This is a genomic window from Gemmobacter sp. LW-1, from assembly GCF_001303875.1.
GTDB lineage: Bacteria > Pseudomonadota > Alphaproteobacteria > Rhodobacterales > Rhodobacteraceae > Gemmobacter > Gemmobacter caeni.
The window spans coordinates 90,696-103,279 of record NZ_LJSC01000030.1; the positions used below are offsets into that span (position 1 = coordinate 90,696).

A 12,584-nucleotide genomic window follows, 5' to 3' on the forward strand; every position below is an offset into this window, starting at 1 on the left:
GAAGCCATGACACGTTATACCGGCGACAAGGCGGCGGTCGCGGCTCTGGTGCAGGGGCATCAGGTGCATCGCGACGTCTATATCGACCCCGAAGTCTACCGGCTGGAGATGAAGCATCTCTTTGCCAATGCCTGGATCTTCGTGGGCCATGACAGCCAGACCCCGAACAAGGGCGATTACTTCACCACCATGGTCGGCGATCAGCCGGTCATCCAAGTGCGGCATACGGATGGCGAGATCTACGTTCTTTACAACCGCTGTCCGCACAAGGGCACCAAGCTGGTGATCGACCGTACCGGCAACACCGGCAAATTCTTCCGCTGCCCCTATCACGCTTGGTCGTTCAAGACCGATGGCTGCCTTCTGGCGATCCCGCTGAAGAAGGGCTACGAAAACACCGGGTTCGACCAGACCGACGCCGGCCATGGCATGAAATCCGTGGGCGCGGTGATGAACTACCGGGGCTTCATCTTCTGCCGTCTGGCGGAAGAGGGGATTTCCTTCGAGGATTTCTTCGGCGGCTCGCTGTCTTCCATCGACAATATGGTGGACCGCTCGCCCGCACAGCGGCTGGAGGTGGCGGGGCCGCCGCTCCGCTACATGCACAAGTGCAACTGGAAGATGCTGGTCGAGAACCAGACCGATACCTGTCACCCGATGGTCGCGCATGAAAGCTCGGCCGGGACGGCGGTGCGGCTGTGGAAGGAACTCGACATGCCCGAGGGCACGCCGCTGCCCCCGGCGATGGAGATCATCGCCCCCTTCACCTCGCCCTATGAATTCTTTGAAAATATGGGTATCCGCACCTGGCCCAATGGCCATGGCCATACCGGCGTGCATCATTCGATTCATTCGAACTATACCGAAATTCCGGGTTATCTGGACAAGCTGTCGGCCACCCATGGCGAGGAAAAGGCCCGCGCCATTCTGGGCGAGAACCGGCACAATACGGTCTATTTCCCGAACATCATGATCAAGGGCCCGATCCAGCAACTGCGCGTGTTCATTCCGCTCGCCGCTGACAAGACGCTGGTGGAAAGCTATATCTACCGGCTGGTCGATGCACCCGAGGAGCTGACCGCGCGTACCGCCATGTATAACCGCATGATCAACGCCCCCACCTCGATCGTCGGCCATGACGATCTGGAGATGTATGAGCGTGCGCAGGAAGGCTTGCAGGCCGATGGCATGGAATGGGTGAACATCCAGCGCCTCTACGACCCGGACGAGGATTTCGAACAGGAAAGCGTGCTGAACGGCACCACGGAAAAACAGATGCGCAACCAGTTCCATGCCTGGGTGAAGTTCATGACCCATGACATGCCGGCACGGGAGGCCGCGGAATGAGCGTGACGAAGGACGACATCATCGACTTCCTCTATGACGAGGCGCGGATGCTGGACGAGGGGCGCTATGACGACTGGCTGGCGCTCTGGCTGAAGGACGGGCACTACTGGATGCCGCTCGACTACAAGCAGACTGATCCGCTGAACGTGACCTCGCTGATGTATGAGGATATCTTTATGCTCAAGGTCCGGGTGGAGCGTCTGAACGGCGCGCGCACCTTCAGCCAGAAACCGAAAAGCCGCTGTCATCATGTGTTGCAACGCCCCTGGGTGGACGAGATCGATCTTGAGAGCGGGCGCATCCGCACCACGACGCAGATGCACTATATCGAGACGCGGCTGGATGAGCAGATGCTGCTGGCGCTGACCGCGCAGCATGATCTGGCGCTGATCGACGGGCGGTTGCGCATCGCCAACAAACGGGTCGACATCCTCAATTGCGATGCCGCCTTCGGCAATATCCAGTTGCTGCCATGAGCGCGGATTTCACCGCCGTCATCACCGGCGCCAGCAAGGGCATCGGCGCCGATCTGGCCGGGCGTCTGCTGGCGCGCGGCTACCGGGTGATCAACCTGTCGCGTGGCCCGGCCGAATTCAGCCATGACCAGTTGGAGAATGTGTCGGTTGATCTGCTGGACAGCGCGGCTGTGACCGAGGCCGCCGCCGCCATCGCCGCCCGGCATGAGGTGACACATGTCATCCACAACGCCGGGCTGGTCTGGCCGAAGCTGGTGGAGGAGGCGCAGCCCTCCGATATCACCGGCCTTGCGCAACTGCATCTGGGCGCGGCGCTGTCGCTGGTGCAGGCGGCCTTGCCCGCGATGAAGGCGCGGCGCTTCGGGCGTATCCTGTTCAATGGCTCGCGCGCGGCGCTGGGCGTGCCGACGCGCACCGCCTATTCCGCCAGCAAGGCGGGGATGATCGGCATGGCGCGAACCTGGGCGCTGGAACTGGCGCCGCATAGCATCACCGTCAATGTGGTGGCGCCCGGACCGATCCAGACCGACAATTTCTGGGGCATCGTGCCCAAGGGCAGCGAACGCGAGGCGGAACTGGCGAAACGCATTCCGGTCGGGCGGCTGGGCACGGTCGAGGATGTCAGCAACGCCTTCTTGTTCTTCTGTGATCCGGCCTCTGGCTTCGTCACCGGCCAGACGCTTTATGTCTGCGGTGGCGCGAGCGTGGGCAGCATGAGCCTGTAGCCACGGCTTGCGCGGGGCAGGGCGGGCGGCTACCAGAGAGCTATGACCACGCTTCCCACCCCGCGCGGCGCGCTGACGCCGGACCGTCCGCTTTCCGATCTGACCTGGCTGCGCGTCGGCGGCCCGGCCGACTGGCTGTTCCAGCCCGCCGACGAGGCCGATCTGGCCGAATTTCTGGCGGTGTTGCCGCCCGGGGTGCCGGTGTTTCCGATGGGCGTGGGGTCGAACCTCATCGTCCGTGATGGCGGTATCCGGGCGGTGGTGATCCGCCTCGGGCGCGGTTTCAACGGTATCACGGTCGAGGGCGGGCGCGTCACGGCGGGGGCCGCCGCGCTGGACGCCCATGTTGCGCGGAAAGCCGCCGAGGCCGGGCGCGACCTGACCTTCCTGCGCACTATCCCCGGTTCTATCGGCGGGGCGGTGCGGATGAACGCGGGCTGCTACGGCCACTACGTCGCGGATTTTCTGGAGGAGATCCGCATTGTCACGCGGTCGGGGCAGATTGAAACCCTGCCCGCCGCTGCGCTGAACCTGCGCTATCGCCAATCCGACCTGCCGGATGGCGCGGTGGTGATCGGTGCCACCTTCAACGCGCCTGCGGGCGATCCTGCCGCGCTGGCGGCGCGGATGGAGGATCAGTTGGCCAAACGCGACGCGAGCCAGCCCACCAAGGACCGCAGCGCCGGTTCCACCTTTCGCAACCCGCTGGGGCGCAGCTCCACTGGCGCGGCGGATGACACGCATGAGCTGAAAGCCTGGAAGGTGATCGATGAGGCTGGCATGCGCGGCGCCCGCATCGGCGGCGCGCAAATGAGCGAGATGCATTCCAACTTCCTGATCAACGCCGGAGGGGCGACAGCTGCCGATCTGGAAAATCTGGGTGAGGAAGTGCGAAAAAGGGTTTTCCAACACAGCGGGATCACGCTAGAGTGGGAAATCATGCGCGTCGGCGAACCGGCGACAAAATAACGAAGAATATCGGGGCAAAGACCCTGAAGAGGCAGTAAATGGCGGGCAAGTCGGGCAGGACGTGCTCCCGTGTGGCGGTATTGATGGGCGGCCGTTCCGCAGAGCGGGAGGTGTCGCTGTCGTCCGGGCGTGAATGCGCCAACGCTTTGCGGGTAGCCGGGTTTGAGGTGGTCGAGGTCGAGGCTGGCCCCGATCTGGCCGTGCGCCTGCATGAAATCTCTCCTGACGTCGTGTTCAACGCCCTGCATGGCCGCTGGGGCGAGGATGGTTGCGTTCAGGGTCTGCTGGAATGGCTGCGTATCCCCTATACGCATTCGGGTGTGCTGGCCTCGGCGCTGGCCATGGATAAAGAGCGCTCGAAGCAGACCTTCCGGGCCGCCGGGCTGCCGGTGGCGGAAAGCCTGATCGCCCCCCGCGACGAGGTGCGCACGCGCCATGTGATGCAGCCGCCTTATGTGGTGAAACCCTATAACGAAGGCTCTTCGGTCGGGGTCTATCTGGTGCATGAGGCCGCCAACGGCCCGCCGCAGCTTTCCGACAACATGCCCGAGCGGGTTATGGTCGAAACCTATGTGCCTGGGCGCGAATTTACCTGCGCCGTGATGGGCGACCGCGCGCTGGCGGTCACTGATATCATCACCTCTGGCTGGTATGACTATGACGCCAAATACAAGGCGGGCGGGTCGCGGCACGAGGTTCCGGCCAATATCCCGGCCGAAATCGAGGCGGCCTGTCTGGATTACGCGCTTCGCGCACACCGGGCGCTCGGTTGCCGGGGGCTCAGCCGGTCGGATTTCCGCTGGGATGAAAGTCGCGGGATGGCCGGGCTGATCCTGCTGGAAACCAATACCCAGCCGGGGATGACGCCCACGTCGCTCGCGCCCGAGCAGGCAGCCTTCCACGGCATCAGCTTCCCGGACCTCTGCCGCTGGATCGTGGAGGATGCGTCATGCGACCGCTGACTGCTGACCGCCGCTACCCCGATGCGCCGCGCGCCCGCGCGCCGCAGCAGGGCTATGTTCCGCAGGCGGCCTATACGCCCGCGCCGCGCCGGGACCCTGCGCCGACGCGCATGGCCTACCGGATGCAGCGGCTGTGGCTGACGCCCGCGTTCCGGGTGCTTATGCGGGTCGGGGTGCCGGTCCTGTGCGTGGCGGCCGTTGGCGCGATTGCCTTCGGTCCCGAAGCACGGCGCAATGCGATTTTCGCCCAGGTGGGCGAGTGGCGTCAGGCCATCGAGAACCGTCCGGAATTTCGCGTCTCGGTCCTGCAGGTCACCGGCGCCTCGCCTTCGCTGGATGCCGCGATCCGCGAGATGCTGGATGTGAAGCTGCCGGTTTCGCGCTTCGCCATCGACCTTGAGGCCGCGGCGACCCGCATCCGTACTCTGGATGCCGTGGCGCAGGCCGAGGTCAAGGTGGGGTCGGGGGGCGTGCTGTCGGTGCAGATCACCGAACGCAAGCCCGCGCTGATCTGGCGCAAGGAAGCCGAGCTTGACCTGCTTGATGCTTCGGGCCGCCGCGTGGCGCAGGTGCTGGAACGGGCTGACCGTCCCGATCTGCCAGTGGTGACCGGCCTTGGCGCCGACAAGGCCGCCGCTGAGGCGCTGGCCATCGTTGCCGCCGCCAAGCCCGTACTGCCGCGTCTGCGCGGTCTTGTTCGGATTGGCGAACGTCGCTGGGATCTGGTGCTGGACCGTGACCAGCGCATCCTGCTGCCCGCCGACAATCCGGTGCGGGCGCTGGAACGCCTTCTGGCGCTCGACAAGGCCGAGGATCTGCTTGGCCGTGACATTATCGCCGTGGACCTGCGCAATCAGGCCCGCCCCACCATTCGCCTTTCAGCCGATGCCCTGCGGAGCCTGCGCCGCGCCAAGGGGCTTGAGACCGTGGAGAACGCCCTGTGACCGATCTCTATCATTCGCAACGTGCCATGCGGAACATGCGCCGCGCCGCCATGCAGCGGGGCGTCGTCGCCATTCTCGACATCGGGTCGAGCAAGATCGCCTGTCTGGTCCTGCGCTTCGACGGGCCGGAGCGGCGGCGCGAAACCGATGGCGTGGGGTCCATGGCCGGTCAGTCGCAGTTCCGCATCATCGGCGCGGCGACAACCCGGTCACGCGGGGTGCGCTTTGGCGAGATCCACGCGATGAACGAAACCGAGCGCGCCATCCGCACCGCCGTTCAGGCGGCACAGAAAATGGCCAATGTTCGGGTCGATCACGTCATCGCCTGTTTTTCGGGCGCAGAGCCGCGCAGCTATGGTCTGGCGGGCGAGATCGAACTGGCGGACAGTGTTGTCACCGAACATGATGTGGCGCGCGCGCTGGCCGCCTGCGACATGCCCGACATCGGGCAGGGGCGCGAGGTGCTGCATGCCCAGCCTGTGAACTTCGCGCTGGATCATCGCACTGGCATGGGCGACCCGCGCGGACAGATCGGCAACCGTCTGGCCTGCGACATGCACCTGCTGTCGGTCGAGGCAAGCGTGGTGCAGAACCTGTTCTATTGCATCAACCGCTGCGATCTGGAGGTCGCGGGCATCGCATCCTCGGCCTATGTCTCGGGCATTTCCAGCCTCGTCGAGGACGAACAGGAGCTGGGTGCCGCCTGCATCGACATGGGAGGCGGGTCGACCGGCATCTCCATCTTCATCAAGAAGCACATGATCTATGCGGATTCGGTCCGCATGGGAGGCGATCACATCACCTCCGACATTGCCAAAGGCCTTCAGGTGCCGATGACGGTGGCCGAGCGGATCAAGACCAAACACGGCGGTGTGCATGCCACCAGCATGGATGACCGCGAGATGATCGAGATCGGCGGTGACAGCGGCGACTGGGAAAAGGATCGCCGTCAGGTCAGCCGGACCGAGCTGATCGGCATTATCCGCCCGCGCGTCGAGGAAATCCTCGAAGAGGCGCGCGTGCGGCTGGATGCGGCCGGGTTCGAGCATCTGCCAAGCCAGCAGATCGTGCTGACCGGCGGCGCGAGCCAGATCCCCGGTCTGGACGGTCTGGCGGCGCGCATCCTGGGGCAGCGGGTCCGTCTGGGACGGCCCCTGCGCATCCAGGGCCTGCCGCAGGCCGTTACCGGACCTGCATTTTCCTCGTCGGTCGGGCTTTGCCTGTTTGCCACCCATCCGCAGGACGAATGGTGGGACTTCGACATTCCGGCCGAACGCTATCCGGCGCGGTCGCTCAAGAGGGCCATCAAATGGTTCCGGGACAACTGGTAACCCGCAACAAATTGCGGTCATGGCGAAATCCCGCTGAAATGGCGGCGTTATCCCCCATATTTTGTGGGTTTTGTGTGTTTTTTAGGTGACGGCGCAAGCCACTGTGGATAGAATTGCGGATAACTCAGGATCAAGGCGTGCGGGACAGGCACGGGCAAAATCCTGATAAAGAACGAGAAAACGGCGGCCCCAAGAAAAGCAGGCGGATTTGCAATGGCACTGAATCTGATGATGACCTCCCAGAGTGAAGAGTTGAAGCCGCGCATCACCGTGTTCGGTGTGGGCGGGGCAGGCGGCAATGCCGTTGACAACATGATCGAGAAGAACCTCGAGGGTGTGGAGTTCGTCGTCGCCAATACCGATGCGCAGGCGCTGCAACAGTCGCGCGCCGGGGCCCGCATCCAGATGGGGCCGCGGGTGACCGAAGGTCTGGGCGCGGGTGCGCGCCCCTCGGTCGGCGCCGCCGCCGCCGAGGAAACGATCGAGGCGATCGTTGACCATCTGGCCGGGGTCCACATGTGCTTCATCACCGCTGGCATGGGCGGCGGCACCGGCACCGGCGCCGCGCCGATCATCGCGCAGGCCGCGCGTGAACTGGGTGTGCTGACGGTCGGCGTTGTGACCAAGCCCTTCCAGTTCGAGGGCAACAAGCGGATGAAGCAGGCCGAGGACGGAATCGAGGCGCTTCAGAAGGTGGTCGACACGCTGATCATCATTCCGAACCAGAACCTGTTCCGCCTGGCCAACGAACGCACCACCTTTACCGAAGCCTTCGCCATGGCCGATGACGTCCTGTATCAGGGCGTCAAGGGCGTGACCGATCTGATGGTGCGGCCCGGCCTGATCAACCTCGACTTTGCTGATGTGCGTGCCGTGATGGACGAGATGGGCAAGGCGATGATGGGCACCGGCGAGGCGACCGGCGAAGACCGCGCCGTGCAGGCCGCCGAGAAAGCGATTGCCAACCCGCTGCTGGACGAGATCAGCCTGAACGGCGCCAAAGGCGTGCTGATCAATATCACGGGCGGCTATGATCTGACCCTGTTCGAACTGGATGAGGCCGCGAACATCATCCGCGAAAAGGTGGACCCCGACGCCAATATCATCGTCGGCTCCACGCTCGACCCGGAAATGGAAGGCGCGATCCGCGTGTCGGTCGTGGCGACCGGCATCGACGCTTCGGCTTCGAACCGCGCCGAAACCCCGACCCGTCGCCCGATGGGCAGCGCTGCACCCAGCTTCGCCCCGGCGCCCGAGCAGAGGCCGGAGCCGCGCGTTGAAGTCCGTGCCGCCGAGGCTCGCCCGGCTGTGACGGTGCAGGTAGTGCCCGCCCAGCAGGCCGCTGCGCCGGTCGCTCCGGCCCCGCAGCCGCAACAGGCCGCGCTGTTCGACACACCCGCCGCCGGGTTCGAGCCGATGCACGAGGACGAGGCGGTGGACGACATGCCTCCCCCCGCCTACCGTCCGCAGCCTGCTGCGCCGCAACCGGCCCCGCAGTCCCGCAGCTTTGCCGCCCATGATGCCGATGCGGGCAATTTTGTTGCTCCGCGTCCGCGTGCCGCTGGTCAGCCTTCGCCCGAGGCGCTGGCCCGTCTGCAAGCCGCTGTCAGCAAGGCACCGCCCGCTGCGCAGCGCCCGGCTGCGCCGCAAGCCCCGGCCGCCCCGGCGCGTGCGCAGGAAAAACCGCGCTTCGGCATCGGCTCGCTGATCAACCGCATGGCAGGCCATGCGGCGGAACCGGCAGCCGAACGTCCGGCGCCGCGTCAGCAGCCGCAGGTGCAGGCCTATGACGACGAGCCCGAGCTTTCGGCCGATCAGGAGCGGATCGAGATCCCGGCTTTCCTGCGCCGTCAGGCAAACTGACCCAGGGGAAGCAGGTCACATTTTTTACACAAAAGGCCCGCGCAAGTGGGCCTTTTGTCTATTTAAAGCATGAGCTTAGCGCCGTGTCGGCGGAATGTCCCGCTGTGTTACGGCCAGTGTTACAACTCGTCACAATGTGTGAGTTGAGGTCTGATCCCATCGGAACTACCTAAACTGAGCGGTTTTGTGCCAGCCTTGGTGCAGTGCCGCGAGGGGAATAATCAAGGGTCACCTGACGTGCAGAACACGTTGAAATCCGCCGCTGTCTTTGATGGTCTTGGCCTGCATTCGGGCCAGCCGGTGCGCATGATCGTGCACCCGGCGGCCGAGGATTCGGGGATTCTGTTCCGCCGGACCGACCTGCCTGCCGCCGAGGCCGACATTCCTGCGCGCTGGGATGCCGTTGTCCCGTCGAAATTGTGCACACTGGTGGCCAATGTGGCCGGGTCCAGCGTTTCGACCATCGAACATATCATGGCCGCTCTTGCGGGATGTGCCATCCACAACGCCGTGATCGAGATTGACGGGCCGGAAGTGCCGATCCTCGACGGTTCGGCCGTGCCCTTTGTTGAAAAGTTCCTTGAGGTCGGTCTGGTCGAACAGGCCGCCCGTGTGCGTGCGATCCGCGTCCTGAAGCCGGTCGAAGTGCGCGAGGGGGATGCGGTTGCACGGCTTGAGCCCTCGGACATGCTGGAAATCGATTTCCGCATCGACTTTGCGGAAGCCGCGATCGGCAAGCAGACCAAGATGCTGAACATGGCGAACGGGGCCTTCGTGCGCGAATTGTGCGACAGCCGCACCTTCTGCCTTCAGGCCGATGTCGACCGGATGCGCGCCAACGGGCTGGCCCTGGGTGGCACGCTGGAAAATGCCGTGGTGTTTGAAAACGGCCAGGTGCTGAGCCCCGGTGGCCTGCGCCACGCGGATGAACCCGTGCGCCACAAGATGCTGGATGCGCTGGGGGATCTGGCGCTGGCCGGGGGGCCGATTCTTGGCCGCTACACCGGCATCCGGGCCGGTCACGCCATGACGAACCGCCTGCTGCGCGCCCTGTTCGCCGATCCGTCGGCCTGGATGTCGGTGGATTGCGGCACGGTGACGGGCTGCAAGCTGCCGGGCATGGGTGTGCATCCGGGCGATCTGCCCGTGCATCACTGACGCCGGGCGGATGCCGCGGGCTGGTGGCAAGAAAGGCGTTTTGCCTCTCCCGTTTTTCATGCTAGGACAAGCCGAACAGCCTTGGCGGGCCGCCGTCAGGGACCAAGCCGCGCGGGACTTTTGCCCGCAAGGGCCGGAAGTGACGAGGCAGATGTGCAAGAGATGACGGGCGGAAAATCGGGCGCGGCTGTTCTGGGCGGCCTGCTTCTGGTAGGTATGCTTGCCGGTTGCGGCGGGGGCGGCGGGACTGCCAGCAAGGAAGTGCCGCTTGATACGCTCAGCGCCGAGCAGATTTACAAGAAGGGCGAGCTGACGCTGGAAGGCGAACGCAATCCCAAGAATGCTATCCACTATTTCACCGAGGTGGAGCGGCTCTATCCCTATTCCGACTGGGCCCGCCGTGCGCTGATCATGCAGGCCTTCACCTATCACAAGAACCGCGACTACGAAGAGGCGCGGCAGGCGGCACAGCGTTTCCTTGATTTCTATCCGGGTGACGAGGATGCGGCCTATGCCAAATACCTCATGGCGCTCAGCTATTATGACCAGATCGACGAAGTTGGCCGCGATCAGGGCCTGACCTTCCAGGCGCTTCAGGCGCTGCGCGAAGTGATCGAGCAGTATCCCGACAGCGAATATGCCCGTTCGGCGATGCTGAAATTCGATCTGGCCTTCGACCATCTGGCGGCGAAGGAAATGGAAATCGGCCGCTACTATCTGAAGCAGCGCCATTACACTGCTGCCATCAACCGCTTCCGCGTGGTGGTGCAGGATTTCCAGACCACCACCCATACCGCCGAGGCGCTGCATCGTCTGGTTGAAGCCTATCTGGGCCTTGGCCTGACGGACGAGGCGCAGACGGCAGGCGCGATTCTGGGCCATAACTACCAGTCCAGCCCGTTCTATGACGACAGCTACAAGCTGCTGACCAAGCGGGGGCTGGAGCCGAAGGCCAAGGGCAACAGCTGGCTGGCCAAGGTCTATCGCCAAATGATCAAGGGCGAGTGGCTGTAAGGGGGAGGGGGCCCACCCCTCTTCCGGTTCGGGCCTTTCTTTGGAACTGACGATGCTCCGCTCGCTCGACATCCGCGACATGCTTATCATCGACAGGCTCGCGCTGGCGTTCCAGCCGGGCCTGAACGTGCTGACCGGCGAAACCGGCGCGGGCAAGTCGATCCTGCTGGACAGCCTGGGATTCGTGCTTGGCTGGCGAGGCCGGGCCGAATTGGTGCGCGCAGGTGCCGAAAAGGGCGAGGTGACGGCGGTTTTCGATCTGGCGCCGGGCCATCCCGCCCATGCGGTGCTGGAGGAATATGGCATCGAGGCCGAGGACGAGCTGATCTTCCGCCGTGTGAACCATGCCGATGGCCGTAAGACCGCCTGGGTCAATGACCGCCGCGTGTCGGGCGAGGTGCTGCGGGCGCTGTCAGATACGCTGGTGGAACTGCATGGCCAGCATGACGACCGGGGTTTGCTGAACCCGCGGGGGCACCGGCAGATGCTGGACGCTTTCGCCGGGCTGGATCTGGCGTCCGCGCGCGCTGCCTGGGGCGCTCTGGGGCGGGCGCGGAAGCGGCTGGACGAGGCGCAGGCGGCGCTTGCCGCCGTGCAGGCGGAAGAGGATTTCCTGCGGCACGCGGTTGCCGAACTTGACAAGCTTGATCCCGAGCCGGGCGAAGAGGCGACGCTGGACGTCCGTCGCCGCACCATGCAGGCGGCCGAGAAAATCCGCTCCGATGTCGCGCGGGCGCTTGAAGCACTGTCCGATCAGGGGGCCGAGGGTCTGCTGTTCGATGCGCTGCGCCGTCTGGAAGGGGCCGCCGATCAGGCCGAGGGCGCGCTGGAGGCTCCCTTGGCGGCGCTGAACCGGGCGCTGCACGAATTGGCCGAAGCGCAGCAGGGTGTGGAACGCTGCCTGTCGGGGCTGGACGTCAACCCTGCCGAGCTTGAGGCGATCGAGGAGCGGCTGTTCGCCATTCGTGCGCTGGCGCGCAAGCATGGCGTGTTGCCCGACGATCTGGGCACCCACGCGATCACCCTGCGCAATCGTCTGGCGGCGCTGGATGGCGGGGCTGAAACCGTGGCGCGGCTGACGCGCGAGGTGACGCTGGCAGAAGATGCCTACGGGGCCGAGGCCGCGCGGCTGACCGAAGCGCGCAAGGCGGCGGCGGGGCGGCTGGATGCCGCCATGGCGGCGGAACTCGCACCGCTGAAGATGGAACGCGCGGTCTTTGCGACTGAGGTCGGACCGGGCGAGGCCGGGCCGGAGGGGCAGGATGCGGTGGCTTTCACCGTCGCCACCAATCCCGGTGCGCCCGCCGGGCCGCTGAACCGCATCGCCAGTGGCGGGGAACTCAGTCGCTTTTTGCTGGCGCTGAAAGTTTGCCTGACCGGCGACGCTCCCGGCATGACGCTGATTTTTGATGAGATCGACAGGGGTGTCGGTGGCGCGACCGCCGATGCCGTAGGGCGGCGGCTGAAGGCGCTGGCCGAGGGGGCTCAGGTTCTGGTCGTCACCCACAGTCCACAGGTGGCGGCTTTGGGGGCGCATCACTGGCGGGTGGAAAAGCGGGTCGAGGGGGACATGACGCTTTCGACCGTCACTCCGCTGGGCGCCGAAGCGCGGGTTGAGGAAATTGGCCGCATGCTCGCGGGCGATACCGTGTCCGATGCCGCGCGGGCGGCGGCGATGGCACTGCTCGACGGGTGATGCTGCGTTGCAGCAAGTGCAGGGCGGCAGGGCGCCGTTTGCAATTGTTCCGTCAGGTGTGCTGACCTATCTTGAGGTCAGGGAGGCTGAACCATCAAA

The 12,584-nt window shown here is 65.0% G+C and carries 11 protein-coding genes; all 11 read left to right on the forward strand.

All coding sequences use genetic code 11. The features are described 5' to 3' along the window. The first annotated feature begins 6 nt into the window (after positions 1–6). On the forward strand, positions 7–1,347 hold the full coding sequence (locus tag AO684_RS05760; RefSeq protein ID WP_054301789.1) for an aromatic ring-hydroxylating dioxygenase subunit alpha: 1,341 nt from the start codon (positions 7–9) through the stop codon (positions 1,345–1,347). Beyond that, entirely contained in the window at positions 1,344–1,823 is a 480-nt protein-coding gene (locus AO684_RS05765) for an aromatic-ring-hydroxylating dioxygenase subunit beta (RefSeq protein WP_054301790.1), read from the forward strand. Before AO684_RS05760 ends, AO684_RS05765 begins: the two co-directional genes overlap by 4 nt. Next, the gene (locus tag AO684_RS05770; RefSeq protein ID WP_054301791.1) at positions 1,820–2,548 is read left to right on the forward strand and encodes an SDR family NAD(P)-dependent oxidoreductase; all 729 of its coding nucleotides are present in this window, start codon (positions 1,820–1,822) and stop codon (positions 2,546–2,548) included. The genes AO684_RS05765 and AO684_RS05770 overlap by 4 nt, the downstream gene beginning before the upstream one ends. 42 nt (positions 2,549–2,590) lie before the next feature. Continuing rightward, the gene (gene murB / locus AO684_RS05775) at positions 2,591–3,517 is read left to right on the forward strand and encodes a UDP-N-acetylmuramate dehydrogenase (RefSeq protein ID WP_054301792.1); all 927 of its coding nucleotides are present in this window, start codon (positions 2,591–2,593) and stop codon (positions 3,515–3,517) included. Between the two features lie 38 nt (positions 3,518–3,555). Further along, positions 3,556–4,479, forward strand: coding sequence for a D-alanine--D-alanine ligase (locus tag AO684_RS05780; RefSeq protein ID WP_108128276.1), 924 nt, complete (start codon positions 3,556–3,558; stop codon positions 4,477–4,479). Beyond that, positions 4,467–5,423, forward strand: a complete 957-nt coding sequence (locus tag AO684_RS05785; protein ID WP_054301794.1) for a cell division protein FtsQ/DivIB — start codon at positions 4,467–4,469, stop codon at positions 5,421–5,423. The genes AO684_RS05780 and AO684_RS05785 overlap by 13 nt, the downstream gene beginning before the upstream one ends. Continuing rightward, on the forward strand, positions 5,420–6,754 hold the full coding sequence (gene ftsA, locus AO684_RS05790) for a cell division protein FtsA (RefSeq protein WP_054301795.1): 1,335 nt from the start codon (positions 5,420–5,422) through the stop codon (positions 6,752–6,754). Before AO684_RS05785 ends, ftsA begins: the two co-directional genes overlap by 4 nt. A 213-nt stretch (positions 6,755–6,967) precedes the next feature. After that, positions 6,968–8,617, forward strand: a complete 1,650-nt coding sequence (ftsZ, locus tag AO684_RS05795; protein ID WP_054301796.1) for a cell division protein FtsZ — start codon at positions 6,968–6,970, stop codon at positions 8,615–8,617. A 237-nt stretch (positions 8,618–8,854) separates the two neighbouring features. Next, positions 8,855–9,775 (forward strand): UDP-3-O-acyl-N-acetylglucosamine deacetylase, encoded by a 921-nt coding sequence (gene lpxC / locus AO684_RS05800; RefSeq protein ID WP_054301797.1) that lies wholly within the window; start codon positions 8,855–8,857, stop codon positions 9,773–9,775. A gap of 162 nt (positions 9,776–9,937) precedes the next feature. Beyond that, complete coding sequence (locus AO684_RS05805; RefSeq protein ID WP_054301798.1) at positions 9,938–10,789, forward strand: outer membrane protein assembly factor BamD; 852 nt, start codon at positions 9,938–9,940, stop codon at positions 10,787–10,789. Between the two features lie 52 nt (positions 10,790–10,841). Beyond that, on the forward strand, positions 10,842–12,485 hold the full coding sequence (gene recN / locus AO684_RS05810) for a DNA repair protein RecN (RefSeq protein WP_054301856.1): 1,644 nt from the start codon (positions 10,842–10,844) through the stop codon (positions 12,483–12,485). The last annotated feature ends 99 nt before the right edge of the window (positions 12,486–12,584 follow it).

Coding starts and splice junctions, on each gene's coding strand:
- AO684_RS05760 (WP_054301789.1), top strand. CDS start 7: ATGACACGTTATACCGGCGACAAGGCGGCGGTCGCGGCTCTGGTGCAG.
- AO684_RS05765 (WP_054301790.1), top strand. CDS start 1,344: ATGAGCGTGACGAAGGACGACATCATCGACTTCCTCTATGACGAGGCG.
- AO684_RS05770 (WP_054301791.1), top strand. CDS start 1,820: ATGAGCGCGGATTTCACCGCCGTCATCACCGGCGCCAGCAAGGGCATC.
- murB (WP_054301792.1), top strand. CDS start 2,591: ATGACCACGCTTCCCACCCCGCGCGGCGCGCTGACGCCGGACCGTCCG.
- AO684_RS05780 (WP_108128276.1), top strand. CDS start 3,556: ATGGCGGGCAAGTCGGGCAGGACGTGCTCCCGTGTGGCGGTATTGATG.
- AO684_RS05785 (WP_054301794.1), top strand. CDS start 4,467: ATGCGACCGCTGACTGCTGACCGCCGCTACCCCGATGCGCCGCGCGCC.
- ftsZ (WP_054301796.1), top strand. CDS start 6,968: ATGGCACTGAATCTGATGATGACCTCCCAGAGTGAAGAGTTGAAGCCG.
- AO684_RS05805 (WP_054301798.1), top strand. CDS start 9,938: ATGACGGGCGGAAAATCGGGCGCGGCTGTTCTGGGCGGCCTGCTTCTG.
- recN (WP_054301856.1), top strand. CDS start 10,842: ATGCTCCGCTCGCTCGACATCCGCGACATGCTTATCATCGACAGGCTC.